This window comes from Psychromonas ossibalaenae ATCC BAA-1528 (assembly GCF_000381745.1).
In the GTDB taxonomy this organism is placed as follows: Bacteria; Pseudomonadota; Gammaproteobacteria; order Enterobacterales; family Psychromonadaceae; genus Psychromonas; species Psychromonas ossibalaenae.
In genome coordinates this window covers 16057-42296 of record NZ_KB906973.1, presented here as the reverse complement: position 1 = coordinate 42296, position 26240 = coordinate 16057, and the positions used below count along the sequence as shown (strand labels likewise).

Annotated in this window: 38 protein-coding genes; 5 read left to right on the top strand and 33 right to left on the bottom strand. The window is 43.3% G+C overall.

Annotated elements, in window-relative coordinates; all coding sequences use genetic code 11:
- Nucleotides 1-98: 98 nt before the first annotated feature.
- Nucleotides 99-956 carry a phospholipase A gene (locus G327_RS0105235; protein WP_019613707.1) on the top strand — a complete coding sequence of 286 codons (858 nt, stop codon included), beginning with the start codon at nt 99-101 and terminating at the stop codon, nt 954-956.
- A gap of 87 nt (nt 957-1043) precedes the next feature.
- On the opposite strand, the gene G327_RS0105230 is transcribed toward G327_RS0105235, so the two are convergent.
- From G327_RS0105230 to G327_RS0105210, 5 genes are all read right to left on the bottom strand, one after another.
- Nucleotides 1044-3263 (bottom strand): glycoside hydrolase family 3 protein, encoded by a 2220-nt coding sequence (locus G327_RS0105230; RefSeq protein ID WP_019613706.1) that lies wholly within the window; start codon nt 3261-3263, stop codon nt 1044-1046.
- Between the two features lie 246 nt (nt 3264-3509).
- Nucleotides 3510-4904 (bottom strand): GTPase/DUF3482 domain-containing protein, encoded by a 1395-nt coding sequence (locus G327_RS0105225; protein WP_019613705.1) that lies wholly within the window; start codon nt 4902-4904, stop codon nt 3510-3512.
- Nucleotides 4897-6342: a DUF2868 domain-containing protein gene (locus G327_RS0105220; RefSeq protein ID WP_157600995.1), complete on the bottom strand. Its 1446-nt coding sequence runs from the start codon at nt 6340-6342 to the stop codon at nt 4897-4899. Before G327_RS0105220 ends, G327_RS0105225 begins: the two co-directional genes overlap by 8 nt.
- A gap of 22 nt (nt 6343-6364) precedes the next feature.
- On the bottom strand, nt 6365-7054 hold the full coding sequence (gene trmH / locus G327_RS0105215) for a tRNA (guanosine(18)-2'-O)-methyltransferase TrmH (RefSeq protein WP_019613703.1): 690 nt from the start codon (nt 7052-7054) through the stop codon (nt 6365-6367).
- Nucleotides 7055-7212: 158 nt separating this feature from the next.
- A complete protein-coding gene (locus G327_RS0105210) occupies nt 7213-7806 on the bottom strand; it encodes a superinfection exclusion B family protein (RefSeq protein WP_019613702.1) in 594 nt (197 codons plus the stop codon).
- Between the two features lie 148 nt (nt 7807-7954).
- Here G327_RS0105210 and oxyR point away from each other — a divergent pair, with 148 nt between their 5' ends.
- Nucleotides 7955-8857, top strand: a complete 903-nt coding sequence (oxyR, locus tag G327_RS0105205; protein ID WP_019613701.1) for a DNA-binding transcriptional regulator OxyR — start codon at nt 7955-7957, stop codon at nt 8855-8857.
- A gap of 75 nt (nt 8858-8932) precedes the next feature.
- Here the strand turns inward: oxyR and rplQ are convergent, their stop codons facing one another.
- From rplQ to rpsJ, 28 genes are all read right to left on the bottom strand, one after another.
- On the bottom strand, nt 8933-9313 hold the full coding sequence (gene rplQ / locus G327_RS0105200) for a 50S ribosomal protein L17 (protein WP_019613700.1): 381 nt from the start codon (nt 9311-9313) through the stop codon (nt 8933-8935).
- Between the two features lie 37 nt (nt 9314-9350).
- Nucleotides 9351-10337: a DNA-directed RNA polymerase subunit alpha gene (locus G327_RS0105195; protein ID WP_019613699.1), complete on the bottom strand. Its 987-nt coding sequence runs from the start codon at nt 10335-10337 to the stop codon at nt 9351-9353.
- Nucleotides 10338-10362: 25 nt separating this feature from the next.
- A complete protein-coding gene (gene rpsD / locus G327_RS0105190) occupies nt 10363-10983 on the bottom strand; it encodes a 30S ribosomal protein S4 (protein ID WP_019613698.1) in 621 nt (206 codons plus the stop codon).
- Nucleotides 10984-11016: 33 nt separating this feature from the next.
- Nucleotides 11017-11406: a 30S ribosomal protein S11 gene (gene rpsK / locus G327_RS0105185; protein WP_019613697.1), complete on the bottom strand. Its 390-nt coding sequence runs from the start codon at nt 11404-11406 to the stop codon at nt 11017-11019.
- A gap of 11 nt (nt 11407-11417) precedes the next feature.
- Nucleotides 11418-11774, bottom strand: coding sequence for a 30S ribosomal protein S13 (gene rpsM / locus G327_RS0105180; protein WP_019613696.1), 357 nt, complete (start codon nt 11772-11774; stop codon nt 11418-11420).
- Nucleotides 11775-11904: 130 nt separating this feature from the next.
- Entirely contained in the window at nt 11905-12018 is a 114-nt protein-coding gene (gene rpmJ / locus G327_RS0105175; RefSeq protein ID WP_005417265.1) for a 50S ribosomal protein L36, read from the bottom strand.
- Nucleotides 12019-12055: 37 nt separating this feature from the next.
- Nucleotides 12056-13384 carry a preprotein translocase subunit SecY gene (gene secY, locus G327_RS0105170; RefSeq protein ID WP_019613695.1) on the bottom strand — a complete coding sequence of 443 codons (1329 nt, stop codon included), beginning with the start codon at nt 13382-13384 and terminating at the stop codon, nt 12056-12058.
- A 6-nt stretch (nt 13385-13390) separates the two neighbouring features.
- Nucleotides 13391-13825 carry a 50S ribosomal protein L15 gene (gene rplO / locus G327_RS0105165; RefSeq protein ID WP_019613694.1) on the bottom strand — a complete coding sequence of 145 codons (435 nt, stop codon included), beginning with the start codon at nt 13823-13825 and terminating at the stop codon, nt 13391-13393.
- A gap of 2 nt (nt 13826-13827) precedes the next feature.
- On the bottom strand, nt 13828-14010 hold the full coding sequence (gene rpmD / locus G327_RS0105160; RefSeq protein WP_019613693.1) for a 50S ribosomal protein L30: 183 nt from the start codon (nt 14008-14010) through the stop codon (nt 13828-13830).
- Between the two features lie 6 nt (nt 14011-14016).
- A complete protein-coding gene (gene rpsE, locus G327_RS0105155; protein WP_020722867.1) occupies nt 14017-14517 on the bottom strand; it encodes a 30S ribosomal protein S5 in 501 nt (166 codons plus the stop codon).
- A gap of 11 nt (nt 14518-14528) precedes the next feature.
- Entirely contained in the window at nt 14529-14879 is a 351-nt protein-coding gene (gene rplR / locus G327_RS0105150; protein ID WP_019613691.1) for a 50S ribosomal protein L18, read from the bottom strand.
- A 9-nt stretch (nt 14880-14888) separates the two neighbouring features.
- Nucleotides 14889-15422 carry a 50S ribosomal protein L6 gene (gene rplF / locus G327_RS0105145; protein ID WP_019613690.1) on the bottom strand — a complete coding sequence of 178 codons (534 nt, stop codon included), beginning with the start codon at nt 15420-15422 and terminating at the stop codon, nt 14889-14891.
- Nucleotides 15423-15432: 10 nt separating this feature from the next.
- Nucleotides 15433-15825 carry a 30S ribosomal protein S8 gene (gene rpsH, locus G327_RS0105140; protein WP_019613689.1) on the bottom strand — a complete coding sequence of 131 codons (393 nt, stop codon included), beginning with the start codon at nt 15823-15825 and terminating at the stop codon, nt 15433-15435.
- Between the two features lie 26 nt (nt 15826-15851).
- Nucleotides 15852-16157: a 30S ribosomal protein S14 gene (gene rpsN / locus G327_RS0105135; RefSeq protein WP_019613688.1), complete on the bottom strand. Its 306-nt coding sequence runs from the start codon at nt 16155-16157 to the stop codon at nt 15852-15854.
- A 10-nt stretch (nt 16158-16167) separates the two neighbouring features.
- Entirely contained in the window at nt 16168-16707 is a 540-nt protein-coding gene (gene rplE, locus G327_RS0105130; protein WP_019613687.1) for a 50S ribosomal protein L5, read from the bottom strand.
- A gap of 12 nt (nt 16708-16719) precedes the next feature.
- Nucleotides 16720-17034, bottom strand: coding sequence for a 50S ribosomal protein L24 (gene rplX, locus G327_RS0105125; protein WP_019613686.1), 315 nt, complete (start codon nt 17032-17034; stop codon nt 16720-16722).
- A 10-nt stretch (nt 17035-17044) separates the two neighbouring features.
- A complete protein-coding gene (gene rplN / locus G327_RS0105120; protein WP_019613685.1) occupies nt 17045-17413 on the bottom strand; it encodes a 50S ribosomal protein L14 in 369 nt (122 codons plus the stop codon).
- A 162-nt stretch (nt 17414-17575) separates the two neighbouring features.
- Nucleotides 17576-17827, bottom strand: coding sequence for a 30S ribosomal protein S17 (gene rpsQ / locus G327_RS0105115; RefSeq protein WP_019613684.1), 252 nt, complete (start codon nt 17825-17827; stop codon nt 17576-17578).
- Nucleotides 17827-18018 (bottom strand): 50S ribosomal protein L29, encoded by a 192-nt coding sequence (rpmC, locus tag G327_RS0105110; protein WP_019613683.1) that lies wholly within the window; start codon nt 18016-18018, stop codon nt 17827-17829. The genes rpsQ and rpmC overlap by 1 nt, the downstream gene beginning before the upstream one ends.
- Nucleotides 18018-18428, bottom strand: a complete 411-nt coding sequence (gene rplP, locus G327_RS0105105; protein WP_019613682.1) for a 50S ribosomal protein L16 — start codon at nt 18426-18428, stop codon at nt 18018-18020. The genes rpmC and rplP overlap by 1 nt, the downstream gene beginning before the upstream one ends.
- An 11-nt stretch (nt 18429-18439) precedes the next feature.
- Nucleotides 18440-19129, bottom strand: coding sequence for a 30S ribosomal protein S3 (rpsC, locus tag G327_RS0105100; protein WP_019613681.1), 690 nt, complete (start codon nt 19127-19129; stop codon nt 18440-18442).
- Between the two features lie 3 nt (nt 19130-19132).
- On the bottom strand, nt 19133-19468 hold the full coding sequence (rplV, locus tag G327_RS0105095) for a 50S ribosomal protein L22 (RefSeq protein ID WP_019613680.1): 336 nt from the start codon (nt 19466-19468) through the stop codon (nt 19133-19135).
- 8 nt (nt 19469-19476) lie between these two features.
- Nucleotides 19477-19752, bottom strand: a complete 276-nt coding sequence (rpsS, locus tag G327_RS0105090; RefSeq protein WP_019613679.1) for a 30S ribosomal protein S19 — start codon at nt 19750-19752, stop codon at nt 19477-19479.
- Nucleotides 19753-19766: 14 nt separating this feature from the next.
- Nucleotides 19767-20594, bottom strand: a complete 828-nt coding sequence (gene rplB, locus G327_RS0105085) for a 50S ribosomal protein L2 (RefSeq protein ID WP_019613678.1) — start codon at nt 20592-20594, stop codon at nt 19767-19769.
- An 11-nt stretch (nt 20595-20605) separates the two neighbouring features.
- The gene (rplW, locus tag G327_RS0105080) at nt 20606-20905 is read right to left on the bottom strand and encodes a 50S ribosomal protein L23 (RefSeq protein ID WP_019613677.1); all 300 of its coding nucleotides are present in this window, start codon (nt 20903-20905) and stop codon (nt 20606-20608) included.
- Nucleotides 20902-21507: a 50S ribosomal protein L4 gene (gene rplD / locus G327_RS0105075; RefSeq protein WP_019613676.1), complete on the bottom strand. Its 606-nt coding sequence runs from the start codon at nt 21505-21507 to the stop codon at nt 20902-20904. The genes rplW and rplD overlap by 4 nt, the downstream gene beginning before the upstream one ends.
- A 14-nt stretch (nt 21508-21521) precedes the next feature.
- Nucleotides 21522-22160, bottom strand: a complete 639-nt coding sequence (gene rplC / locus G327_RS0105070; protein ID WP_019613675.1) for a 50S ribosomal protein L3 — start codon at nt 22158-22160, stop codon at nt 21522-21524.
- A 14-nt stretch (nt 22161-22174) separates the two neighbouring features.
- The gene (rpsJ, locus tag G327_RS0105065; protein ID WP_011771756.1) at nt 22175-22486 is read right to left on the bottom strand and encodes a 30S ribosomal protein S10; all 312 of its coding nucleotides are present in this window, start codon (nt 22484-22486) and stop codon (nt 22175-22177) included.
- Between the two features lie 360 nt (nt 22487-22846).
- Here rpsJ and G327_RS0105060 point away from each other — a divergent pair, with 360 nt between their 5' ends.
- The 3 genes from G327_RS0105060 (at nt 22847) to rsuA (ending at nt 26240) form a co-directional block, all read left to right on the top strand.
- Nucleotides 22847-24874, top strand: a complete 2028-nt coding sequence (locus tag G327_RS0105060; RefSeq protein WP_019613674.1) for a tRNA(Met) cytidine acetyltransferase TmcA — start codon at nt 22847-22849, stop codon at nt 24872-24874.
- Nucleotides 24871-25371 (top strand): hypothetical protein, encoded by a 501-nt coding sequence (locus G327_RS0105055; RefSeq protein ID WP_019613673.1) that lies wholly within the window; start codon nt 24871-24873, stop codon nt 25369-25371. Before G327_RS0105060 ends, G327_RS0105055 begins: the two co-directional genes overlap by 4 nt.
- A gap of 176 nt (nt 25372-25547) precedes the next feature.
- A complete protein-coding gene (gene rsuA / locus G327_RS0105050) occupies nt 25548-26240 on the top strand; it encodes a 16S rRNA pseudouridine(516) synthase RsuA (protein WP_019613672.1) in 693 nt (230 codons plus the stop codon).

Here is a 26240-nt window from a genome sequence, read left to right as displayed (position 1 = left end):
CTGGCAGTCTACTATTATAGCGTTTGCTTATCTTGTGCAGCCAAATCTACTGGTTATACGCAGGTAAATAAATTTACATTATTATTAAGGCGATGGATATGCGTTTTATTTTTTCACTATTTATTCTTTTGTACAGTTTCCCCACTCTAGCTAAGCAGTCAGCCGTTGATCAACGTCTGCAGCAGGAAAAAAACCTTGAGCAAGTTAACTTTTCAATCACGCCGCATAAGCCTACTTATATTTTACCCTTTAACTATAACGATAAAATAGACAGTTATGATGTTTACCGAAATGCCGGAGACGATCACCAGGCACAAAATATGGAGATGAAATTTCAAATCAGCTTCAAAATGCCGATAGCCCAAAATATAGCAGATCTGCCGCTCTCGGTATATTTTGCTTACACACAGCTTTCCTTCTGGCAGGCCTACAACACAGAGCAGTCATCACCGTTCAGGGAGACCAACTATGAGCCGGAGGTTTTTGCTTTATGGCAGCAGGATCAAGAACTGGGTGCCGGCTGGAAATTTAAATTAGCGACCTTAAGTTTTACCCATCAATCCAACGGACGCAGCGAACCTATCTCACGAAGCTGGAACCGTTTTGATGCAAAATTTTTATTCGAAAAAAATGATTTTATCTTTGTAGTAAACCCCTGGCATCGAATTTCTGAATCTGCAGAAGAAGATAATAACCCCGACCTGCTTGATTATTACGGACATGGAAAAATGAGCGTTATCTACAAACGCAGCAGCAGTACTTTTACCTTAACCAGTAGAAATAATCTCGAGAGTGGTTTCAGTAAAGGTTCAACCGAATTTTCCTGGAGTTTCCCGATTCACGGCAATCTGCGCGGCTATCTGCAGGTATTCAGCGGATATGGCAACAGCATGATTGAATACAATGAATATACCAATACCATTGGTTTAGGCATTTCATTAACCGACTGGTTATAAATTACAGAGTTTAAAAAGCCTGGTTACAGACAAAAAACCCTAGTTTATAGCTAGGGTTTTAATTTAAGCCGTAATATTAATTTATAACTATTTGTACGACAGACCAAAGCCAAACTCGAACTGAGTGATCTTAGCTTTTTCAGGCTCATCAAAAGACGGCACATCTTCTAAGCCGAATTCTTCAACAACATTCGTTGAGAATGGTAAACCAAACGGTAATTTACCTTCAGGCTGTGCACCATTTTTATTGGTGATTACATCTAAAAATGCTTGATCAGAGGTACCGTAGTTAGCGGTAATAACAGCAATATCATCTGCAATATTACCCAATGCGGTAGGACGAATCATAAACACATCCAGAATAACGCGTTTACCCGAATCAATAGCAGCCGAGATTAAGTCATATGCTGCGCCGCCAGTGTACTCACATCGGCCGACAGCTTTTCCTGCAAGCGGGTGTGGGTTTCCTTCGCCGTCTAATGCAGGGTATTTCTCAGAATCAGGATAACAAAGCTGTGCATCATTCTTCGAATCTTTCGCTAGTTCATAATCACGAAGTGCAAAATCATCATCAGAGATAAAGCCAAGTTCACCCATCGGCATTATAATTGCGAATGGGTTCCACGCAAATGCCTGCAGTCCCGGGGTTTGTGTGCGGATAATAATGGTATCAGCATCAGCCATCTTATCTACAACAGTCAGACCATAAGCGGCAGCGAAATCAGCACCGATGCCGCTTACAAACACCTTGCCTAACTCGGCTGTTTTTAGCGGTAAAACATCGCCTTCATTTTTCAACAGAGTTACAGAGCGGCGTTGCGAATCATCAGCAGCCGTCTGGAATTCAGCTTTACCGACAATCGTTTTGGCGGCAGCCGGATCAACCATCGGAGACTCAAATAAGCCTTGTTTAAACTTATTCACCATAATACGTTTCACAGACAGGTTAATACGCTCTATCGGTAAACGCCCGGACTCAATGCTTGCAAGCAGTGCAGACGGATCATCAATACCACCAAATGAATCAACACCGGCCTCAACAAACTGCGCGGCTCTTTCTGCTGCGTCTACGTCTTCCTTACCCCAGGGCATAGCAAGGTAAGCAAATGGATTCATCTCGCTGTCCGTCAGCGTCTGTTGACCATTTTGGCATGGCCCGTCAGCCAGACAGTCACCAGCAACCAGCCAGTCGGAGAGAACCACTCCTTCAAATTTCTCTTCACCACGTAACACATCGGTCAACAGGTACTTATTGTAGTTAAATCCAACTTCTTCAATCTTTGTTCCACTCTTATCAACAGCATCAATCGGCAGACCATAATAGGGCATAACGCCCGCTACGCCGGCTTCAAAAGCACCTTTAAAGGGAATACGGTGGTAATCGAAGTTATTACCCGGATAAACCTGCTTTCTGCCGACAAAGTAATGGGCATCAAGGCCATTTTCCTGCGGACCACCTCCGGCAAAATGTTTTACTACGCCCCAGACACCGTCTTTAACCAGATCCGTATCTGAATTCTGCAGTCCCTGTACATAGGCTCTGGTCATGCGGCGCGATACCAGTGCATCTTCACCAAAGGTACTGTTGACTCGGCCCCATCTTGGTTCAGTGGCTACATCCGCAGTTGGATGCAGTGCCTGGTTAATACCGACTGCCAGGTATTCCTGGCGGATAATATCAGCAAAGTTTTTAACCATCTCCACGTCATCGAGTGCCGCCATACCCAGTGTTTCAGTCCATTTTGAAAACTCACCAGAGCCAACTGATGCGCCGCCAGCTTCATTAAAGTGGTTACGCGGATCACTTGAGATGGAAAGCGGGATACCCAGACGGGATTGCTCCGCAATTTCCTGCGCCTTGTTATTATCCTCGGCAATCACTTCTACCGCTGCCGATTGGCGGGTGATAAAGGTATTAAGCAGGCGTTCTTTAATTAATACAGTATTGTTAGGAAACATAGGGGAGCCGCCATCAAAGACCAGCCTAGAGTCGCTTGTGCCTAGTATGCCTGCAGAGATAGAGAATGTGCCGTGCATCATGGCACCGGCTTTTTCTGCATCGGTCATTCGAGCAACAAGATCATCCGCACGCTCAGAAGCGCTTAAACGCCAGTCCTCAAATGGATTAACTTCACCGTCCTTGTTATGATCTTTAAACTGATAACCGTCTTTTTCAATGATATTAAGGCTTTTTGTACTCAGAACCGGCTGTTCAAATTTACTGCTGTTATCATTGTCGGAATCATTACACCCGCTTAAAATAACGGCGGCGATCAATGCGCTTAATTTAGTGACTTTCATCTTCATGGGTCCTCCTGGACATCCGTAGTAAATACTCGGATTATCATTACATGAAGTGTCATTTTTCTTTTATCTTCTAAAGGCAAGATCTTACCTTTATTATTCATTACTCAACTATGCAGGCTGGATCACAAATCTGTTTGAACAGGATCCGTTTAAAATGGGGGCACTCTCAACACCTGTTTAACATCAACAAGTTACAGAACCAAATCACAGGTAAAGAGATCCATTGAGAGCTACAGACAGAGGAATTTAGCGCAGGCTCTCGCCTTTGACTAACTCCTGACACAGTTCTTTCATAAATAACAAACGGTTATTTTCTGCTAAATCTGTCGATTGAGAATTCAAAGAGGACCAGTTAGGGTGGCTGCGCGCTTTACGCAGCCATTTAGACCAGTTTTGCGGTAGTTCATTTTCGCCGCTCTGAGCGGTTATCTGATAATCTATTTTAGCAAAACTTGCATGGCCTCTTTTCTGTAAGGCCTGCAGCAGTTTCACCTGTCTTAACCACAAAACCTGCAGCGTAACATCATTCAAACAGATATAACGAGAGCCTTTTATCTTTGCCTGTATCTCATCAAAATAACGCTGTTTAACTCCCCATAACGCCCCGGCAATGCCGCCGGTCACAGCGGCCGCACCTAGGGTCATACCGGCAGTGACTAGATCAATCGCCACACCAAGCCCCGCCCCTTTAGCAATATTACCAGTCAGTTTAATACCGAATTCCTGCAGATTATCTGCTGAAAACAGATCCAGCTCCCAGCCCCCCTGTTCAACAGGTAAATGGCTGTTTTCTAAATCTCCTTTACGGAACTGATAAAGCTTTAATAATCTGCGTACACATTTTTTTTCCGCTTCACGCACGGCCTGCTGCAGCTTTGCAGTTGCCTGCTCGATTTCCTGCTCGCCGTTAAGCGTTTTATAACGCAGAGAGGCACATTCGATAAATAAACTGCCTACCAGCTCACCGGCGGCAGTAAACAACTCAGACCACTGCTGGCGGCGCTGATTAATCAATTCCTGGAGCAGAACTTCTTTCTCAGCTAGAAGGGTCTGCATTTTCTGATATATTTTCAGCTCATCGGCAAACTTAAAATGCACATTATCGAAGCTCACAAAAGCGTGGAAATTCAAACGTGCCAGCTGTGTTTTCCATTGTTCTAGATTAGCAGCTCCCTCTATGGTGAAATTTAAAACCGGAATAACCGGTTTAGCCGCATAACTGAGAATATGCAGCTCATCACGATATTTACCTAAAACCGGCTCTCGTAAATCAATCACATAAAAAATAATATCGTTATTTAATAATGCTCTTAATACTTTTGCTTCCTGCTCAAGTTCAGGATAGTCAGATAAATGTGCTAAAAAATAGTTAAGACGTTCAATACCATCAACAGACTGCCCGTCAAAAAAAGTACTTAACAGATAAAAGAGGCGCATCGAGTCTTCTAAACCCGGTGTATCAAACAGGGCTAAATTCTTAGTTTCATCAATGGCTAATGCACCGCCTTCCACATGACGTGTGGTGCCGGCCTGATCAGCGACTTCACCAAAATCAGTATCACGTAATAAAGTGCGAATCAGTGATGTTTTACCTGCATTCGCATGGCCGACCACTGCGACTGACAGTCCGCTGTTACTCATAAGCTTCCCCGTTACTTTTACTGCAGTCTAACTGAATGACGTTATCGAGAGAAACATCAGCCTGCTGCGCAAGTCCGTACCAGTCACTACGGCGCTTATTCAGCTTTTCTGCTGACAGCAGACCGTCGTTAATTAACAGCAGATAACAGGGCTTATTATTCCGCGCAGTTAATGCCTTGATAAAGCCAAGTAATCCACGATCTGGAGCGCGCTGCAGTGAAAGGTACAAAAGCACTGAATCGCTGTTGATATTGACGATATCAGCCAGCAGTTTCTGCTGACTTGGGTAATCTGAGATATGTCTGAATGAATCACAATAGTCAGGAGCATAATCTTTAATATGCTCTTTGACCTGTATTAACTGCTTTTCCGAGAGCTCAACAGCAACTGGATAAAACTGTTCCGGTAATCCATGGGTATGTTTTTCCATGGAACCTTGATAAGCAGGTTGAGTTACACAAACGTCGGGGTCACTGATCCCCAGAGAAGTAACATTAGGTTTTAACAGCTGCCGTAACTGCACATAATAGGGGTTAGTTAATGGCAGGCTAAACTTATTCTGCCCGGCTGTTAATAAAAAGCGCATCAGGAGCATCAGTAATAAACGCGGCAGCAGGCCGTAAAGTACCAGGCTGCTGATTAATAAGCTTGACCAGACAAAACGTGTATTTTCAGCATCACCCAGTAAATTAACAGCGCCTAAATGACTCTGCTGTATCTGCTCAATAGTCGGTACAGGAAAGCCTAGCAGGTTGGGCAGATAAGCCAATGATTCCGTTAACCACTGAAAACTCTGCACGGATAAAATACTGGTCTGCCAGACAAAATCCACCTGATGTGTTGCCAGCATAACAACCAGCATCAGTGTCGCACCGCAAAAATAAGAAAACCATAACAGATGAGTTAATGCTGACAGCTGATAACGCCCAAGGCTTCTGGAAAATGTAACCTGAAAATAGCACCTGAAAAGTGACCAGTAATGGGGGTTTTGCGAGGACTGCTGATTAAACCTTTTTTCAAAAGATTTTAAAGAAAACAAACTGAATCTCTGTAACCAGCCAGTATTTAATGCAGTTCCCTGAAAATAAAACAGCCCCCATAATAGAAGCGTTAACAAATTAGGAATGAAGAACAGCGCAAACGCCCAGAAAAAGTTAACCTCAGTTCCCTGCGCACTAAAAAACAGCTTCTGTACGCTGCCTGCGCCTAAGATAAATAAAACAAAAAACAGAAAAAAAGACAGATTCACAAATAGACGTTTAAAATGCACAAACAAAGGCGAGATCTGCAGGCGCAGATCTAACTGACCGGCACGGTATAATACAAGCTGTTCAAAGCTTAACGCACTCTTATCTTCAGCATGCTCAGCTAAAGAGGGAGAATCACCTTCAACGGCGCGAACCCCTTCGGCTAATAAAATCTGCTGAAATCGATTCACTGTTAAATTCTCCCCAGGCTGATTATTTCTTTGCACTGCGGATAGCTAACCACCAGTCTGGATCGGCATCAATCTGCCCTTCTTCATCCAGCGGCGGATAAGGCAGATTCTTCTCTTTACACAATTTAGTGAAAATGGGATGACCGCCTTCAAACAGTATACGGTGAGCTTCTTCATCTGATAAACGGCATTCACCATCATACATACCGGCTAATTCACGCTGACGCTGTGCTTCATAAAGAATAAGTGCAGAAGCAACGGATACATTTAATGACTGACACATGCCGACCATAGGAATAATCACATCTTGATCTGCAAGCGCTAACGCTTCTTTACTGATCCCGTGCTTTTCCTGACCCATTAGAATGGCTGTCGGCTTGGTATAATCAACTTCACGAAAATCTACCGCGGTATCTGAAAGGTTCGTTGCGATAATCTGCATTCCCTGTGCACGTAACTCCGTTACTGCATCATCTAGATTGTCGTATGAATGCACATTTACCCAGTTCTGACTACCAGTAGCTGTGCTGCCGGAAAGGCGTTTTGAGTTATTTTCCCAAGTCGCATGTACGTCACTCACACCAACCGCATCAGCAGTACGTACAATCGCAGCTAAATTATGCGGTTTATGGACTTGCTCCAAAAAGACCGTCAATTCAGGTTGGCGATGATTCAGCATTTGCGTAATTCGAGCAAGACGTTCAGGTGACATAATAATTCTCATAATGGATAAAGTTTAAGAGGCGTATTATATACCCATTCTACTTCAAGATGCGAGTCAGTGAAGCGCCATCGGTAGAGTAGAAAAATATTAAGCAGGTATTTAACAGATGAGGTGAACTAAGCATTCACCTCTGAATAGTGACAGAATTAATCTCTGAGCGGGATGTAATTAGTACGCGCGTAATCAGGACGAGCAGCTTTCAGCACAGCAGCTTCTTCTTCTGTCAATTTTCCGACAGGCAGGCCTAACACTCGGTGCGTTAGATGTTCCCGCGCATCAATCGCAATAGACAATTTAATAATACGCCCGCTGCCTTTGATTTCCTGCGTTTCAAATGCCGGTACAAGTACACCTGAACGGAGCAGGTTGCTGACAGCCGGCTCATTCATCGGCAGCGGCAGCACATTTTTGCGCTGAATGATGAACTCCCGCAGTACCGCTTTTTCTTCAAAGTCTAACTGACGGATCATTTTATTACGCGAAGCAAGAATAGTGCGCTTTTGATACTTGCCGCTTAAGCAGTCGAATAAAGATATCACCAGGCGTGTCACTAAATATGAACCGGTTAATAACGCTAGAATCCAGGCATAAGGTGCATATATATCAGCCCACTTATCAGCTCCGGGGATTCGCAGTATCGATACAGGTGCGACTAATAATACCGCACTAACAATGCACATCCATGCCATAGCCAGCGTGATGCCCTGCTGGTCTTTTACACGTTCAATAAACTGCATCATAATTAAGCTCCTTGCCAAAAATTTGTTACACAGTCTCTTTAAAGCAAAAAATATGCCATAGCAATCAATAATTAACAATTATTCCTATATGAGCCCGACATTAGTTCCTGTATCCTTATTTTCACTATTTCAACTTCAAAGGAACAGTATGAATTTTAGAGATTTAGAGTATTTAATCGCACTGGAGGAGTTGAAGCATTTTCGAAAAGCAGCTGAAAAATGTTATGTCAGCCAGCCGACATTAAGCGGTCAGATTAGAAAACTGGAAGATGAATTAAATGTTCAGTTGATGGAACGTTCATCCCGCAAGGTCATATTTACTCAGGCAGGACTGGATATAGTTGCTAAGGCCAAAACAATATTATTGGAAGCACGAGCCTTAAAGGAGATTGCTAAAAGCCATAATGAACCGATGCAGGGCACGCTGCATATCGGATTAATCCCAACCGTAGCTCCCTATCTGCTGCCTTTGATTATTCCAACAATAAAACAGCATTTTCCTGAATTAGAGCTATATCTGCATGAAAATCAGACCCATGTTTTATTAAAGCAGCTTGAACAAGGCGAGCTTGACTGCCTGATGCTCGCAGTCTTGCCGGAGATGCAGTCATTTCAGCAGTATAAGCTTTACGATGAACCGCTTGAGCTGGCTCTTGCAGAAACCCATCGCTGGGCCAAAAAATCTTCAATAGAGTTAAGTAAACTCAGCGGAGAGCACCTACTGATGCTGGAAGACGGACATTGTTTACGGGATCAGGCGATGGGCTTTTGTTTTGCCGCCGGTGCAATCGAAGATAACAGTTTCAAGGCAACCAGTTTAGAAACACTTCGCCATATGATCAGTGCTGAAAACGGCCTGACTTTATTACCTCAACTGGCGATCCCGACTAACCGTCTTCAAGCCGGCATTAAATATATCCCGTTTAAACAACCTGTACCGTCGCGAGAAATTGGACTGGTCTGCCGAAACAACAGTGTACGGAAAGTCTGTTTTGAGCAGTTATCTGAGCTGATTAGCAAAACCGTACAGGCAAAGCTGGACAGTTATTAACAGCTTATTTATTAAAAATAAGATACAAAAAAGCCGAACATATGTTCGGCTTTTTAATGCAGCATTAAAAGAGGCTTACGCTTCTTCGTCAGCTACTACTGGGCGGTCTACTAAAGTGATGTAAGCCATAGGAGCTTTATCACCAGTACGGAAACCACATTTAATGATACTAGTGTAACCACCAGGACGAGTCGCGTAGCGAGGACCTAGTTCATTAAATAATTTTGCTACCGCTGCATCATCACGAAGACGAGCAAACGCTAAACGACGGTTAGCAACGCTATCCGTTTTAGCTAGTGTAATTAACGGCTCAATTACACGACGCAATTCTTTTGCTTTAGGCACAGTAGTTTTAATAACTTCATGCGTAGCAATAGAGATTGCCATATTACGAAACATAGCCTGACGATGACTGCTGTTTCGGTTAAGTTGACGTCCACTTTGACGATGGCGCATAACCTAATCCTTATTATTCGTTATTCGGATGGCTGGACTAATCTTCGATAAGACTTGCAGGCGGCCAGTTTTCTAAGCGCATGCCTAGAGAAAGTCCGCGAGATGCAAGAACATCTTTGATTTCAGTTAGAGACTTCTTACCTAAGTTAGGCGTTTTAAGAAGTTCAACTTCAGTTCTTTGTACCAGATCACCGATATAGTGAATCGATTCTGCTTTCAAACAGTTAGCAGAACGAACAGTTAATTCTAAGTCATCTACTGGGCGTAAGAGAATAGGATCAAACTCAGGTTTTTCTTCCTTCTCAACCGGCTCACTAACATCACGTAAATCAACAAACGCGTCTAACTGCTCAGCTAAAATTGTAGCTGCACGACGAATTGCTTCTTCAGGATCAAGTGTTCCGTCCGTTTCCATATCAATGACAAGTTTGTCTAAATCGGTACGCTGTTCAACACGAGCAGATTCAACATTGTAAGCGATACGCTCTACAGGGCTGAAAGTCGCGTCTACTAATAGACGACCAATTGGACGCTCATCTTCTTCAGTATGAATACGTGATGAAGCTGGAACATAACCGCGACCTGATTCAATTTTAATACGCATGCTGATTTCAGCATTGCCTGTTAAATTACAGATCACATGTTCTGGGTTGACTATCTCTACATCACCATCATGAATGATGTCGCCTGCAGTAACAGGACCAGCGCCAGATTTAGTTAAACTAACTAGAACTTCGTTTTTACCTTCAAGCTTAACAGCCAGGCCTTTAAGGTTAAGAAGAATCTCAAGGATATCTTCCTGTACGCCTTCTTTGGTGCTGTACTCATGTTGTACACCATCAATTTCGACTTCTGTTACCGCTGTGCCGGGCATAGACGATAATAGGATACGACGAAGTGCGTTACCTAGTGTGTGACCAAAACCACGTTCAAGCGGCTCTAAAGTCACTTTAGCTCTAGTTGCATTGACTTGTTCGATATCAACTAATCTTGGTTTTAGAAAATCAATTACAGAACCCTGCATTTGTGTCCTCTCTTAGCAGTTAACTTTACTTAGAGTAAAGCTCGATGATTAACTGTTCGTTAATCTCAGCAGATAAATCTGAACGTTCAGGTTGACGTTTAAATTCGCCTTCCATCTTCGTTGTATCAACTTCAACCCAACCTAAAGTTTCACGTTGACCAGCGATTTCAAGTGCAGCGCCAATACGTGATTGCTTTTTAGCTTTTTCACGAATTGCGATCACGTCGCCAGTTTTAACGTTGAAAGAAGGGATGTTTACAACTTTACCGTTTACTAGGATAGCTTTGTGGCTAACTAGTTGACGAGATTCAGCACGAGTAGCACCGAAACCCATACGGTATACAACATTGTCTAAACGGCCTTCAAGAAGTTGAAGTAAGTTTTCACCAGTGTTGCCCTGTAAACGAGCTGCTTCTTTGTAATAGTTACGGAATTGCTTTTCTAGTACACCGTACATACGACGAACTTTTTGCTTTTCACGTAGTTGTAAACCATAGTCAGATAGACGAGGTTTACGAGCACCATGAACACCAGGTGCGTTATCAATCTTACACTTAGATTCAATCGCGCGGACACCAGACTTTAAGAAAAGATCTGTTCCTTCACGACGGCTAAGCTTAAGCTTAGGACCTAAATATCTTGCCATTGTTCTTTCTCCAGTTACCTTGGAAGGTCGCTATTAAACGCGACGTTTCTTCGGTGGACGACAACCATTATGTGGGATCGGTGTAACGTCAGTAATATTAGTCACACGGAAACCCGCCGCGTTTAGTGCGCGAATCGAAGATTCACGACCAGGTCCAGGTCCGTTTACAAAAACTTCTACGTTTTTAAGACCGTACTCTTTAGCTGCTTCAGCAGCACGTTCAGCAGCAACCTGTGCAGCGAACGGAGTAGATTTACGAGAACCACGGAAACCAGAACCACCGGCAGTTGCCCAAGAAAGCGCATTACCTTGACGGTCTGTAATAGTTACGATTGTGTTGTTGAAAGAAGCATGGATATGAGCCATACCATCAGCAACTTGCTTTTTAACGCGCTTGCGAGCACGAGTTGGAGTCTTAGCCATTATCTCTTACCCTATTTCTTGATTGCTTTGCGCGGACCTTTACGAGTACGAGCATTCGTTTTAGAACGCTGTCCACGTACAGGCAAGCTGCGACGATGACGAAGTCCACGGTAACAGCCAAGGTCCATAAGACGCTTGATGTTCATAGAAACTTCACGACGTAAATCACCTTCAACGGTGAACGTAGCTACTTCTGTACGAAGAGCTTCGATTTGTGTTTCATCCAGATCATTCAGTTTAGCTGATTCTGCGATGCCGGCCGCTGCACAGATTTTCTGTGAACGAGTTTTACCGATACCGAAGATTGCAGTTAATGCAATTACAGCGTGCTTATGATCAGGAACGTTAATGCCAGCGATACGGGCCACTATGCACTCCTTAAAAGTTAACGATTCATTTGCGAAAAGCCCGGTAGGATACTCTACAAATGATAAATTATCAAACAAAATACAGCTTAGATAACAAAGTTACCTAAGCTGCTGATATCCAAAATCTAAATTAGCCTTGGCGCTGTTTGTGCTTTGGCTCTACACAGATAACACGCACAACACCGTTGCGCTTGATAACTTTGCAGTTACGACAGATTTTTTTAACGGATGCACGAACTTTCATTGCAACACTCCGTAGTTAGTATAACTATCAGATTCGGTTATTTACCGTAATCTTTCAAGTTAGCTTTTTTCAAGACAGAATCATACTGATTAGACATCAAATGAGTCTGTACCTGTGCCATAAAGTCCATGATAACAACAACGATAATTAATAGCGAAGTACCACCGAAGTAGAACTGCGTATTCATTGCAACCATCATAAACTCGGGAATCAAACAGATAAAGGTAATATATAACGCACCTGCTAATGTCAGGCGAGTCATCACTTTATCAATGTAACGTGATGTTTGTTCTCCGGGACGAATTCCTGGAATAAAGGCACCGCTTTTCTTCAAATTATCTGCAGTTTCACGTGGATTAAACGTAAGTGCAGTATAAAAGAAGCAAAAGAAGATAATAGCGGCAGCATATAACATCATATGCAGCGGTTGTCCCGGCTGTAGCGCCAAAGAAACATCCGATAACCAGCTTAAACCTTCAGTCTGACCAAACCAGGCAGCGATTGTACCAGGGAATAAGATAACACTCGAGGCAAAGATTGCAGGGATTACACCAGCCATATTTAATTTCAATGGAAGGTGCGTACTTTGAGCAGCAAAAACTTTACGCCCTTGTTGACGTTTAGCGTAGTTAACAACGATACGTCGCTGACCACGTTCAACAAATACAACAAATGCGGTTGTCGCAAAAACGATAACGATTAATGCCAGCAGCACTAGAAGATGAAGTTCACCTTGTCGCGCCTGCTCTGCAGTTTGCCCAATTGCTTGAGGCAGACCCGCAATAATACCTACAAAGATAATGATAGAAATACCATTACCGATACCGCGTTCAGTTATCTGCTCACCCAGCCACATAAGGAACATTGTTCCTGTTACTAAGCTCACAACTGCCGTCACATAGAAGCTCAGACCTGCATTTTCAACAAGTCCAGGCATCATAGTCGGCAAACCGGTTGCAATACCAATTGCTTGGAATGTACCTAATACCAAGGTACCGTAACGTGTATACTGGTTAATCTTACGACGACCAGACTCACCCTCTTTCTTTAGCTCAGCTAAAGGAGGATGAACTACCGTTAACAGCTGGATAATAATCGATGCCGAAATATACGGCATGATACCCAGTGCAAAGATAGATGCACGCTCGAGCGCACCACCAGAGAACATGTTAAACATCTCTATGATGGTACCCTTCTGCTGCTGAAATAAATCAGCTAGGACAGCGGCGTCAATACCAGGAATTGGAACAAAAGAGCCCATACGGAACACTAATATAGCTCCTAAAACAAACAAAAGTCGTGTTTTAAGTTCGCTTAAATTACTGCCTTGTACTGCCTTTGGATCTAATCCTGGTTTCTTAGCCATTACCTATTATTCCTCGATTTTTCCGCCCGCAGCTTCAATCGCAGCACGTGCACCCTTCGTTACACGAAGACCTTGTACTGTAACTGAGCGAGAGATTTCACCAGATAGAACTACTTTTGAGAACTTAACAGTGTTCGCAAGTAGACCTGCCTGTTTCAGCGTTTCAATAGTTACTACATCACCTTCAACTTTAGCGATTTCGTTCAGACGAACTTCACAGCTAACAAGAGATTTACGTGATGTAAAACCAAATTTTGGTAAACGCTGTTTTAAAGGCATTTGACCGCCTTCAAAACCAGGACGTACAGAACCGCCTGAACGAGACTTTTGACCTTTATGACCGCGGCCACAAGTTTTGCCAAGTCCAGAGCCGATACCACGACCTACACGTTTAGCAGCGTGCTTAGCGCCAGCTGCCGGAGATAGAGTATTTAGTTTCATAATTACCCCTCAACCTTAACCATATAGTAAACTTTATTAACCATACCACGTACTGCTGGAGTATCTTCCAACTCAACAGTATGACCGATGCGACGCAGGCCTAGACCTGTGATTGTTGCACGGTGCTTTGGTAAACGGCCAATTGCACTTTTGGTTTGAGTTACTTTAATCGTTTTAGTAGCCATGCTTAATTATCCCTGAATTTCAGTAACGCTTAAGCCACGCTTAGCTGCAATCTGCTCTGGAGAATTCATATTCTCTAAAGCGTCAAGCGTAGCGCGAACAACGTTAATAGGGTTAGTTGAGCCGTAAGCTTTTGATAATACGTTCTGTACACCAACAACTTCTAACACGGCACGCATTGCACCACCTGCGATGATACCAGTACCTTCCGATGCTGGCTGCATGTATACCTTAGAACCAGAATGACGGCCCTTGATAGGATGCTGCAGAGTGTTACCTTTTAATTGAATTTCGCTGATATTGCGACGTGCTTTTTCCATAGCTTTTTGAATAGCTGCAGGAACTTCACGTGCTTTACCGTAACCGAAACCAACACGACCATTACCATCACCAACTACAGTTAGTGCGGTGAAGCTAAAGATACGACCACCTTTAACTACTTTTGAAACACGGTTCACTGCGATTAGCTTTTCGTTCAGATCACCGGCTTGAGTTTGTTCTTTTGACATCATCAGTACCCTTAGAACTGTAGACCAGCTTCACGAGCTGCGTCAGCTAGTGCTGCAACGCGACCGTGGTATTGGAAACCACTACGGTCAAAAGAAATTTTAGTAATTCCTTTCTCTACCGCGCGTTCTGCAACCAATTTACCAATTAGCTGAGCTGCTTCAGTGTTGCCACCGTTGCTGATTTGTGCACGCACTTCTTTTTCTAATGTAGAAGCGCTTGCTACGACTTGTGCGTCCGCTGTAATTACCTGCGCGTAAGTATGGCGAGGTGTACGGTTGATCACAAGACGAGTTGCACCAAGCTCTTGCAATTTCTTACGTGTGCGGGTAGCACGACGAAGACGAGATGCTTTCTTATCCATAGTCTTACCTTACTTTTTCTTCGCTTCTTTACGACGCACATTTTCATCAGCGTAACGAACACCTTTACCTTTATAAGGCTCTGGCGGACGGAATGCACGAATCTCTGCAGCTACTTGACCAACTTGCTGTTTATCAGAACCTTCAATGATAATTTCTGTCTGGCTTGGCGCCGTCGCAGAAATACCTTTAGGTAATGTGTAAACAACAGGATGAGAAAAACCTAATGTTAGGTTAATTTCTTGGCCTTTAACTTGTGTACGGTAACCAACACCTTGAAGAAGAAGAGTCTTCTTAAAGCCTTCAGCTACACCTACAACCATATTGTTAACGTTAGCACGAGCAGTACCTGCTTGTGCCCAGGCATCTTTAACGCCTTCAGCCGGTGCAAATGTAACTACACCTTCTTCAAGTTTAACAACAACAGCATCATTAAGAGTACGAACTAATTCGCCTTTACCACCTTTTACAGTGATCTCTTGACCGTTTACTTTAACTTCTACGCCAGCAGGAACAGTAATCGGTGCCTTAGCTATACGAGACATAGATTACTCCTTAAGATACGTAACAGATGATCTCACCGCCGATGCTTGCTTTACGCGCAGCTCGGTCAGTCATTACACCTTGAGAAGTTGAAACAATCGCGATACCTAAACCAGCCATAACCTTAGGAAGATCTGATGCACCTTTGTAGATACGTAGACCTGGGCGGCTAACTCGTTTTAAAGTATCGATAACTTTTTTGCCTTCAAAGTACTTTAAAGTAACTTCTAATTCAGGCTTTGTGTCACCAGCAACAACGAAATCAGTAACATAACCTTCTGCTTTAAGCACAGCTGCAATTGCAACTTTTTGCTTAGAAGAAGGCATCTTTACAGACACTTTGCTTGCTGCTTGACCGTTACGAATACGCGTAAGCATATCCGAAATAGGATCTTGCATGCTCATAACTATTTACTCCGTGATTTAATTGATTACCAGCTGGCTTTCTTAAGGCCAGGGATTTCTCCGCGCATCATATGCTCACGAACCTTAATACGGCTCATGCCAAATTTACGAAGAAAACCATGTGGACGTCCAGTTACGTTACAACGATTACGTTTACGTACTGGGCTTGAATCACGAGGTAGCGTTTGAAGCTGTAACACTGCATCCCAACGAGCTTCGTCAGTTGCATTGATATCATTAATAGTTGCTTTTAAAGCCGCACGTTTTTCTGCGAATTTAACAACTAGCTTCGCACGTTTTACTTCACGCGCTTTCATTGATTGTTTAGCCATAACTTACACCTTACTTACGGAATGGGAAGTTAAAGGCAGTAAGCAATGCACGCCCTTCTTCGTCAGTCTTAGCTGAAGTAGTAATTGTGATATCTAAACCACGTACTTTATCAACTTTATCGTAATCGATTTCAGGGAAAATGATTTGCTCACGTACACCCATAGAGTAGTTACCACGACCATCGAATGACTTAGCATTCAGGCCGCGGAAATCACGTACACGTGGAATAGCGATTGTTACCAAACGCTCAAAAAATTCCCACATACGCGAACCACGTAGTGTTACTTTACAACCAATCGGGTAGCCTTCACGAATTTTGAAGCCAGCCACTGAGCGACGTGCTTTAGTGATTACCGGCTTTTGACCTGAGATTGCTGCCATATCTGACGCTGCGTTCTCAAGGACTTTTTTATCAGCCAGTGCTTCACCAACACCCATGTTAAGGGTGATTTTCTCTATTCGAGGGACTTGCATGACAGACGTATAGCCGAATTGCGTTTGCAAATCAGACACCACGTTGTCTTTATAGAAATCATGCAGTTTCGCCATCGTAAACTCCAGTTACTTCACAAGTTCATTATTAGATTTGAAAAAACGTACTTTTTTGCCGTCTTCAAGTCTAAATCCAACACGATCTGCTTTACCCGTTTCCGAGTTGTAGATCGCAACATTTGATATTTGTATCGGTGCTTCCTGTTCGATAATACCACCAGTTACGCCCGCTTGCGGGTTTGGCTTTTGGTGTTTCTTAACAGTGTTTACACCTTCAATAATTACTTTACCGTTAGATAAAACTTTAGAAATTTTTCCAGTTTTACCTTTATCTTTACCGGTAATAACAATTACTTCGTCATCACATTTAATTTTTACTGCCATTTTCGGTTCCTTACAGTACTTCTGGCGCAAGTGAAACGATCTTCATAAAATTATCATTACGAAGTTCACGAGTTACAGGGCCAAAGATACGTGTTCCGATTGGCTGGTTTTGTGCATTCAACATAACCGCAGCGTTGCGGTCAAAACGAATTACAGAACCATCGGGACGACGTACACCTTTTCTGGTACGCACAACCACAGCTGTGTGAACATCACCTTTCTTCACTTTACCGCGAGGAATTGCTTCTTTTACAGAAACTTTGATGATGTCACCGATTGCTGCATAACGGCGATGCGAGCCACCAAGGACCTTAATACACATTACGCGTCGAGCGCCTGAATTATCGGCGACATCCAGCACACTTTGCATTTGGATCATTACAGTGCTCCGCTATATTTAGCTAAATTACTTTCTAAGAGTTGTGTTCCCTTTCTTGAAGGGAGCGGCATCATACCACCAACTTTTATAGAAAGATAGTCTAAAAAAACGGCACTCTAAATGAGCGCCGTTTTCAAATATGCAAATAAGGCTTAATTTGAATTAAGCTTTACTTACCACTTCTACCAATGTCCAAGACTTAGTCTTAGAAAGTGGACGGCATTCGCTGATTAATACAACGTCGCCTTCACTACACTGGTTAGTTTCATCATGCGCATGTAACTTAGTCGTACGCTTCATGAATTTACCGTATAACGGGTGCTTCACTTTACGTTCGATAGCAACAACGATAGATTTATCCATCTTTGCACTGATTACTTTTGCTTGAAGAGTACGAGTTTTAGATTCGCTCATTACGCACCTGCCTTCTGATTTAATACTGTCTTAACACGGGCGATGTCACGGCGTACTTGTTTTACCAAGTGTGCCTGTGCTAACTGACCTGTGTTTAACTGCATACGTAAGTTAAACTGCTCACGTAATAGGTTTAGAAGTTCAGCATTAAGCTCTTCAACGCTTTTTTCTTTAAGTTCGTTAGCTTTCATTACATCACCTTACGAGTTACGAAAGTTGTTGCCAATGGCAGTTTAGCAGCTGCTAGAGCAAATGCTTCACGAGCCAATTCTTCTGGAACACCTTCCATTTCATAAAGAACTTTACCTGGTTGGGTTTGAGCAACCCAATATTCCACGTTACCTTTACCTTTACCTTGACGAACTTCTAACGGTTTGCCGGTAATAGGTTTATCAGGGAACACGCGGATCCAGATTTTACCTTGACGTTTTACATGACGAGTCATTGCACGACGTGCTGCTTCGATTTGACGAGCAGTAATTCGACCACGACCGACAGCTTTTAGTCCAAATTCGCCAAAGCTTACTTCCGTACCTTTCGAAAGACCACGGTTGCGGCCTTTGAACATTTTACGGAACTTCATACGTTTTGGTTGCATCATTAGCGTATCTCCTACTTACCGCGGCTTTTGCGCTTTGGTTTAGATGGCTGTTGTTCTTGTTGTAGTGGTAAACCACCTAGAACTTCACCTTTAAAGATCCAAACCTTAACACCGATAATACCGTAAACAGTAAGCGCTTCTGAAGTTGAGTAATCGATATCAGCACGAAGAGTATGTAGAGGTACACGACCTTCACGATACCATTCAGCACGTGCGATTTCTGCACCACCTAAACGACCACTTACTTGAACTTTAATACCTTTAGCGCCTAGACGCATAGCATTTTGTACCGCACGCTTCATAGCACGACGGAACATTACACGACGCTCTAACTGAGAAGAGATAGAATCTGCTACTAGTTTTGCGTCAAGTTCAGGTTTACGAACTTCTGAAATGTTGATTTGAGCTGGAACACCTGCCATTTTAGCAATAGCTGTGCGTAGCTTCTCAACATCTTCGCCTTTTTTACCAATTACAACACCTGGACGTGCAGTGTGAATAGTCACACGAACACTTTTAGCCGGACGCTCAATTGTAATCTTAGACAAAGAAGCATTTTTCAGTTTCTCTGTTAAGAATTTACGGATTTCGTGATCGCTGAATAAGTTATCTGCGAAATCTTTCTTGCCTGCATACCAAGTAGAGCTAAATGCTTTAGTGATACCTAGGCGAATACCGTTAGGATGAACTTTCTGTCCCATTGTTTAACCCCTGTCTGATACCACAACTGTGATATGGCAAGAACGCTTCATGATGCGATCGGCACGGCCTTTCGCACGCGGCATGATGCGTTTCATCGTTGGACCTTCATCAACACAAATTTTGCTGATTACTAGCTCATCAATATCCGCGCCTTCATTATGCTCAGCGTTTGCAATTGCAGAATCTACAACTTTTTTAACTAGTACTGCCGCTTTTTTAGGGCTGTAAGATAAAAGTTCTAGTGCTTTTTCTACTGGAAGACCACGTACTTGATCTGCTACCAGACGCGCTTTCTGTGCCGAAGAACGAGCGAATAAATGTTTAGCTAAAGCTTCCATAATTTCCCTTATTTCTTCGATTTCTTATCCGCGACATGGCCACGGTAAGTACGAGTTGGTGCAAATTCACCCAGTTTTTGACCAACCATTTCATCGGTTACAAATACTGGCACGTGTTGACGCCCGTTATGGACAGCGATGGTTAGACCAATCATATCTGGAATGATCATTGAGCGACGAGACCAAGTCTTAATTGGCTTTTTCTCACCGCTTTCCATCGCTTTCTCTACCTTCTTCAGCAAGTGTAGGTCAATGAAAGGACCCTTCTTGAGAGAACGTGGCATGGCGATACCTCTGCTTATTTCTTATTACGACGACGAACAATGTACTGATCAGTACGTTTGTTCTTACGAGTTTTGTAGCCTTTAGTTGGCATACCCCAAGGAGAAACAGGATGACGACCACCACTTGTTTTACCTTCACCACCACCATGTGGGTGATCTACCGGGTTCATTACAACACCACGAACGGTAGGGCGAACACCACGCCAACGCGTAGCACCAGCTTTACCTAGTTGACGCAGCATGTGTTCTGCATTACCAACTTCACCGATTGTTGCACGACACTCAGCAGGGATCTTACGCATTTCACCACTACGTAAACGTAGAGTAACGTAAGCACCATCACGAGCTACAATTTGGCTGTATGCACCAGCTGAACGTGCAATTTGTGCACCTTTAGCAGGTTTCATTTCTACAGCATGTACTGTTGTACCCACTGGGATATTACGCATCGGTAAGCAGTTACCCACTTTGATTGATGCATCTTCACCAGACTGGATTGAATCACCAGCAACCAGGCCTTTAGGAGCCAGGATGTAGCGACGCTCACCATCAGCGTAAAGTACTAGTGCAATGTTTGCACTACGGTTTGGATCATATTCCAAACGCTCTACTTTTGCTGGGATACCGTCTTTATTACGTTTAAAGTCAACAATACGGTAGTGATGCTTGTGACCACCACCGATGTGACGAACCGTAATACGACCGCCATTATTACGACCACCAGATTTAGATTTAGACTCTAAAAGCGGTGCGTATGGCTTGCCTTTGTGCAGATCGTTATTTACCACTTTAACTAAGTGGCGACGACCTGGAGACGTAGGCTTACATTTTACAATAGCCATCTATAATTCCTCTATTCAGCGCCAGCGAAATCGATGTCAGCACCTTCAGCCAGGCTAACGTATGCTTTTTTCCAGTCGCTGCGGCGACCCATACGTTGACCTGTACGCTTGGTTTTACCCTTCACGTTCAGTGTGCGAACACCAGTAACTTCGACTTCAAACAGTTTCTGAACTGCCGCTTTGATTTCTGCTTTAGTCGCAGTACCTGCAACTTTGAATACCATAGTGTTATGGTTTTCAGCAGATAAAGTTCCCTTTTCAGAGATATGCGGGGCTAGGATAACTTGCAGTAAACGTGCTTCACTGATCATGCTAGGCTCTCCTCAATCTTTTTCACTGCATCTGCAGTTACTAAAACTTTATCAAATGCGATTAGGCTAACTGGATCAATACCTTGAACATCACGAACGTCTACTTTGTAGAGGTTACGTGCTGCTAAGAATAGATTTTCATCTAATTCTTCAGTAATGATTAGAACATCTTTAAGATCCAGTTCTTTTAATTTAGCTTTTAGTTCCTGAGTTTTAGGAGCTTCAACACTAAATTGTTCAACAACGATTAGACGATCCTGACGAACTAATTCAGACAGAATGCTTTTCACTGCGCCGCGATACATTTTTTTGTTTACTTTCTGGCTGTGGTCCTGTGGACGCGCAGCAAAAGTAACACCACCACCAACCCAGATAGGGCTGCGGATTGTACCTGAACGAGCTCGGCCAGTACCTTTTTGACGCCATGGCTTCTTACCGCCACCACGAACATCACTACGGTTTTTCTGAGCACGAGTACCTTGACGAGCACCAGCTGCATATGCAACGACTACCTGATGAACTAGGGCCTCGTTGAATTCACGTCCAAAGGTAGCGTCAGAAACTTCAAGTGCACTTTGTGCATCTTTCAATACCAATTCCATTACTAAATCCTTGGTTATGCTTTAACAGCAGGTTTAATGAACACATCGCCGTTTTTCGCACCTGGTACTGCACCTTTAATGAGCAGTAAGTTGCGTTCAACGTCTACGCGAACAACTTCAAGGTTTTGAGTCGTAACACGCTCAGCACCCATGTGGCCAGACATTTTTTTGCCTTTGAAAACACGACCCGGAGTTTGACACATACCAATCGAACCATTTGAACGATGTGATAATGAGTTACCGTGAGTTGCGTCTTGCATAGAAAAGTTCCAGCGCTTAACGCCGCCTTGGAAACCTTTACCTTTAGACTGACCTGTGACATCTACTTTCGTATTTTCGTTGAAAAGCTCAACACTTAGCTCAGCGCCAACTTTGATATCTGCACCTTCGTTGTCAGCAAGAGTAAACTCCCACAGACCACGGCCAGCTTCTACACCTGCTTTCGCAAAGTGACCAGCTTCCGGCTTGTTTACACGGCTAGCTTTTTTTGAGCCAGCTGTTACTTGAATAGCTTGGTAGCCATCAGTATCAAGTGTTTTAACTTGAGTAACACGGTTTGGTGAACATTCAAGAACTGTAACTGGGATAGAAACACCATCTTCAGTGAAGATGCGAGTCATGCCAACTTTACGACCTACTAGACCGATTGTCATTGTTATAACTCCTTCTAACCCAAGCTGATTTGAACATCAACGCCGGCAGCTAAATCTAGCTTCATCAGTGCGTCAACAGTCTTTTCAGTTGGTTCTACGATATCAATCAAGCGCTTGTGAGTGCGAATCTCATACTGGTCACGTGCATCTTTATTTACATGCGGTGATACCAGAATAGTGAATCGCTCTTTACGAGTTGGTAGTGGGATAGGACCACGTACCTGAGCACCTGTGCGCTTTGCAGTTTCAACGATCTCCGCCGTTGATTGATCGATCAATTTATGATCAAAAGCTTTAAGGCGGATACGGATTCTTTGGTTCTGCATGGACCAAAACTCCAATAGTTAAAAATACAACATACAAACAAACACCTGACAACCTATACAAGATAGATCTCAAGTGCTTATTCAAACTAGTCGCTCCCCAATCGGGAGTCATTTTGATAACCTAATAACATGGTTATGGGCTTATTGCCCGCTTACCATATCGGTAAGAGCGGTGCATATTATAGTATTTGTGCACCAATGCAAGTTTTTATTACAGTTTTGTTTAAAATATACACATAAGGATCTCCTGTATGGTATTTTCAGTCGAGCTTATCTTTCTCTGCCTGCTGGGCGCACCTCTAAAGTTTGTTTTACGGTGGTATACTGCCCTTATTGATGCTTCATTGAACAGGATCTGCTGTGCTCTCACTTCTTTCATTTGCAAATAAACTCCAGCACCTTGCGGCGGCTGATAACCACCGACGCTTAGTGCGCTTACAGGGTGAGCCCGACTGGTGTTTATCACAAGCACAGCTGTTAGTTAAGCAGCTGTCACAGCCCTACTTCTGGTGCGGCACTGCTCCAGATACAATCTGCAGCACCTCTTTTAAGCAGATACTTGGACGAGAGACATCATTACTGATCATTAATGCCCTTGACCACTTTGATGCCAACGCTTTTGCTGCTTGCGAAGGGACACTGCGCGGCGGTGGTTTATTAATTCTACTTTGTCCGACTACAATAGGATCTGATGATCTTTTCTATCAGTACATAAACTCGCAGCTGTCTGAACATAATTTTATAACAATCCGACAGGATCACCCCTTTCCCGCTCTCGGCAGTGATATCTCTGATCGCAAAATAAACAACCCGCTTAATCTGGTACAGCAGCGGACGGCAGTCAAAGCCGCCATTAAAACAGTAACCGGCCATCGGCGACGCCCTCTTGTATTAACTGCAAACAGGGGGCGTGGTAAGTCAGCTTCACTCGGTATAGCAGCAGCAGAATTATTAAAAAGCGGCAGTAAACGTATTTTAGTCTGCGCACCAAACAAACAGGCAACCGCCACGCTTTTTAAACACGCAGGTATAATATTAACCAGCAGCGAGAATAACTTCTTCGCCATAATTGAGGATGATAAATCTATCGAATTTATCGCTCCCGACAGCCTGCTGGCGGATAGACCCAAATGTGATCTGCTGATAATTGATGAAGCGGCGGCTTTACCGGTACCGACACTCGAGACACTAGTAAAGCATTATTCACGGGTAGTTTTCGCCACAACTCAACATGGCTATGAAGGATCCGGACGGGGTTTTGCGCTGCGCTTTCAGAAGCGGTTAAATGAAATTGCACCGCAGTGGCGTCAGCTTCACTTAGACCAGCCTATACGCTGGGCAGACAACGATCCTGTGGAAAACTTCACCCTGAACAGCTTATGTTTAACAAAAAGCCCCTGCGAAAAACCGCTATATAACTATAAACATAGTATCCAATTTAATAAATTAAGCGCTTTGCAGCTGGCTGCAGATAAAATGCTTCTACGCGAAGTTTTTTCTTTATTAGTACTGGCGCATTACCAGACTAAACCTTCAGATTTAGAAAAACTGCTTAATGATCCCTCATTGCATATATTTATTATTAAACAGAATGAGCAGCTCCTCGCGGTAACGCTTATCAATGAAGAAGGTGGTTTTGATAAACAGATTTCAGCTAAAATATGGCAGGGAACTCGTCGTGTACAAGGTAATCTAATCGCTCAATCCCTGACTTTTCACTGCGCATTTAAAGAAGCAGCCTGCGAGTCTTACGCACGTATCCAGCGAATTGCAGTTCATCCTGACTGTCAGCACCAGGGGTTAGGTAAACGGTTCATAAGTAGCTTAATTAACTGGGCAGAAAACAGTCACTATGATCACATCTGTGCCAGTTTTGGGGCAACAGCTGATTTACTGACATTCTGGCAGCGTCAGTCATTTACCGTTTTACGTATAGGCTCTACCCGGGACAGCAGCAGCGGCACGCATTCAGTGATTGTTAACCTGCCTCTGTCCGCAAAGGGAAAAACATTACATAGGGCTGTGCAGAAACAGTTTCAATTACAGTTTCCAGTCCAGTTGAGTCGACACCTGCAGCATATAGAAGCCGAACTTGTTTTAGGTCTATTAGATGAATTTTCAAAAACAACTTCATCATACAGGCAGCTACTTAGTTACATTGAGGGTAACCGTCCTTACGAATATGTTGAGCAGGCGCTTATAGAACTGCTTTTTAATACCCCACTGCATAACTTGAGTAAAGAGCAGCAGTCTCTTGCGGTACAAAAAATATTACAAAACAACAGCTGGTCAGAAGTATGTAAAAAACACAACTACAGCGGTAAAAAACAGGCACAGGTTCAGTTAAAAGAAACGATTAAACAGTTACAGTTAAGGGCAATTCCATGACACTTAAAAATATATTATGCATATCCCTGTTAACTCTTTTTCTCAGCGCATGCAGTGATACGCAAAACCGCGCCTATAACAATAGCGACTGGTGGTATGATGATTATTACTATTACTGGTCTCACCATCATCACGACTGCTGTTATTCTGACCAACAATGGGACCTGGTGCTAAAAGAGTGGTGGAGCTCTCTTGACGGAGATAAACAGAAAAAGATTGCCGAACATATCAAAAACAACATACCGGGTGATAAGCAGCCAGACTCAGCTCTTGCACTTTCAGCTTTAAAGCACAGTTTAAATAATCACTGGCAGAATTTGCCGGAAGAAAAACGTGAATCAATTACTGCTGAACGTGAAACCTACATGCAGACAATCCAGAAACAACAAGCTCCAGAAGCAGTCAAGCAGCCTAAATCTATTTCACCGCCGAATATGAATATTGATAGAGAGTGGCCCGAAAGAAAACGTCCGGTTATTAATCGAAAGCGTCGTTGAACAGCTGGTCTAATTAAGCTTATATATAATAAACTGCTCGACAGTTAGTTAAATACGCAATCGGCTATTTAGTGTTAAACTCTATTTCAACCGGCATATAGAGCCTGCCAGTCGAACTTGAAAATGATCACCATACAATTAACTTTTGCCAGTTAATCTCAAATAAGAAGAAATTAATGCGATTAGATAAATACATTTGCCAGTCAACCGCTTTAACTAGAAGCCAGGCTAAAAAAGCGATTTCCCAAGGCCGCGTCAGCAGTTTAGAAGATACGATCCGCAGCACTGCTTATAAAGTATCTAAAAATGAACAGATCAGTTTTGATGGAAAAGTAATTAATGTACGCGGCATACGTTACATCATGCTTAATAAGCCAGCTGACTTTATCTGTTCAACGGTCGATGAACAGCTTCCAAGTATCTTAAATCTAATTGATGTAGAAAAACGCGAACAGTTGTTTATTGCCGGCAGACTAGATGCAGACACGACAGGATTAACACTGATTACAGATGACGGTCAATGGTCACATAAAGTAACCAGCCCGAGAAATAAATGCCCTAAACGCTATCGTGTCGGTCTTGATGCGCCAATTAGTGAAGATGCAGTCGCTTTATTTAAACAAGGCATCCAGCTGAAAAGCGAAAGCAAACCTTGCTTACCTGCTGAACTGCAGATCATCTCTGAAACAGAAGTACTACTGACTATCAGTGAAGGTAAATACCATCAGGTGAAGCGCATGTTTGCTGCAATCGGTAACCATGTAGTGGAGTTACATCGTGAGAAAATCGGCGGGATAGAGCTTGACAGTTCACTTGACTTGGGTGAATGGCGCTACCTGACCGATGCCGAAGCACAGAGCATTGCTTAA

Bases quoted from the DNA above. Each gene is read 5' to 3' on its own strand.
- oxyR (WP_019613701.1), top strand. From the start codon at position 7,955: ATGAATTTTAGAGATTTAGAGTATTTAATCGCACTGGAGGAGTTGAAG.
- rpsN (WP_019613688.1), bottom strand. From the start codon at position 16,157: ATGGCTAAACAATCAATGAAAGCGCGTGAAGTAAAACGTGCGAAGCTA.
- rpsK (WP_019613697.1), bottom strand. From the start codon at position 11,406: ATGGCTAAGACTCCAACTCGTGCTCGCAAGCGCGTTAAAAAGCAAGTT.
- rplE (WP_019613687.1), bottom strand. From the start codon at position 16,707: ATGGCGAAACTGCATGATTTCTATAAAGACAACGTGGTGTCTGATTTG.
- rplC (WP_019613675.1), bottom strand. From the start codon at position 22,160: ATGACAATCGGTCTAGTAGGTCGTAAAGTTGGCATGACTCGCATCTTC.
- rplN (WP_019613685.1), bottom strand. From the start codon at position 17,413: ATGATCCAAATGCAAAGTGTGCTGGATGTCGCCGATAATTCAGGCGCT.
- secY (WP_019613695.1), bottom strand. From the start codon at position 13,384: ATGGCTAAGAAACCAGGATTAGATCCAAAGGCAGTACAAGGCAGTAAT.
- trmH (WP_019613703.1), bottom strand. From the start codon at position 7,054: ATGTCACCTGAACGTCTTGCTCGAATTACGCAAATGCTGAATCATCGC.
- G327_RS0105195 (WP_019613699.1), bottom strand. From the start codon at position 10,337: ATGCAGGGTTCTGTAATTGATTTTCTAAAACCAAGATTAGTTGATATC.
- rpsC (WP_019613681.1), bottom strand. From the start codon at position 19,129: ATGGGACAGAAAGTTCATCCTAACGGTATTCGCCTAGGTATCACTAAA.
- rplQ (WP_019613700.1), bottom strand. From the start codon at position 9,313: ATGCGCCATCGTCAAAGTGGACGTCAACTTAACCGAAACAGCAGTCAT.
- rplO (WP_019613694.1), bottom strand. From the start codon at position 13,825: ATGAAACTAAATACTCTATCTCCGGCAGCTGGCGCTAAGCACGCTGCT.
- G327_RS0105210 (WP_019613702.1), bottom strand. From the start codon at position 7,806: ATGATGCAGTTTATTGAACGTGTAAAAGACCAGCAGGGCATCACGCTG.
- rpsS (WP_019613679.1), bottom strand. From the start codon at position 19,752: ATGCCACGTTCTCTCAAGAAGGGTCCTTTCATTGACCTACACTTGCTG.
- G327_RS0105055 (WP_019613673.1), top strand. From the start codon at position 24,871: ATGACACTTAAAAATATATTATGCATATCCCTGTTAACTCTTTTTCTC.
- rplR (WP_019613691.1), bottom strand. From the start codon at position 14,879: ATGGATAAGAAAGCATCTCGTCTTCGTCGTGCTACCCGCACACGTAAG.
- G327_RS0105235 (WP_019613707.1), top strand. From the start codon at position 99: ATGCGTTTTATTTTTTCACTATTTATTCTTTTGTACAGTTTCCCCACT.
- rplX (WP_019613686.1), bottom strand. From the start codon at position 17,034: ATGGCAGTAAAAATTAAATGTGATGACGAAGTAATTGTTATTACCGGT.
- rpmJ (WP_005417265.1), bottom strand. From the start codon at position 12,018: ATGAAAGTTCGTGCATCCGTTAAAAAAATCTGTCGTAACTGCAAAGTT.
- G327_RS0105225 (WP_019613705.1), bottom strand. From the start codon at position 4,904: ATGAGTAACAGCGGACTGTCAGTCGCAGTGGTCGGCCATGCGAATGCA.
- rplF (WP_019613690.1), bottom strand. From the start codon at position 15,422: ATGTCTCGTATAGCTAAGGCACCGATTACTGTTCCTGCTGGCGTAGAA.
- rplW (WP_019613677.1), bottom strand. From the start codon at position 20,905: ATGATCAGTGAAGCACGTTTACTGCAAGTTATCCTAGCCCCGCATATC.
- rplP (WP_019613682.1), bottom strand. From the start codon at position 18,428: ATGATGCAACCAAAACGTATGAAGTTCCGTAAAATGTTCAAAGGCCGC.
- rsuA (WP_019613672.1), top strand. From the start codon at position 25,548: ATGCGATTAGATAAATACATTTGCCAGTCAACCGCTTTAACTAGAAGC.
- rpsH (WP_019613689.1), bottom strand. From the start codon at position 15,825: ATGAGCATGCAAGATCCTATTTCGGATATGCTTACGCGTATTCGTAAC.
- rplV (WP_019613680.1), bottom strand. From the start codon at position 19,468: ATGGAAGCTTTAGCTAAACATTTATTCGCTCGTTCTTCGGCACAGAAA.
- rpmD (WP_019613693.1), bottom strand. From the start codon at position 14,010: ATGGCTACTAAAACGATTAAAGTAACTCAAACCAAAAGTGCAATTGGC.
- rpsJ (WP_011771756.1), bottom strand. From the start codon at position 22,486: ATGCAGAACCAAAGAATCCGTATCCGCCTTAAAGCTTTTGATCATAAA.
- rplB (WP_019613678.1), bottom strand. From the start codon at position 20,594: ATGGCTATTGTAAAATGTAAGCCTACGTCTCCAGGTCGTCGCCACTTA.
- G327_RS0105230 (WP_019613706.1), bottom strand. From the start codon at position 3,263: ATGAAGATGAAAGTCACTAAATTAAGCGCATTGATCGCCGCCGTTATT.
- rpsE (WP_020722867.1), bottom strand. From the start codon at position 14,517: ATGTCAAAAGAACAAACTCAAGCCGGTGATCTGAACGAAAAGCTAATC.
- rpsD (WP_019613698.1), bottom strand. From the start codon at position 10,983: ATGGCAAGATATTTAGGTCCTAAGCTTAAGCTTAGCCGTCGTGAAGGA.
- rpsQ (WP_019613684.1), bottom strand. From the start codon at position 17,827: ATGAGCGAATCTAAAACTCGTACTCTTCAAGCAAAAGTAATCAGTGCA.
- rpmC (WP_019613683.1), bottom strand. From the start codon at position 18,018: ATGAAAGCTAACGAACTTAAAGAAAAAAGCGTTGAAGAGCTTAATGCT.
- rplD (WP_019613676.1), bottom strand. From the start codon at position 21,507: ATGGAATTGGTATTGAAAGATGCACAAAGTGCACTTGAAGTTTCTGAC.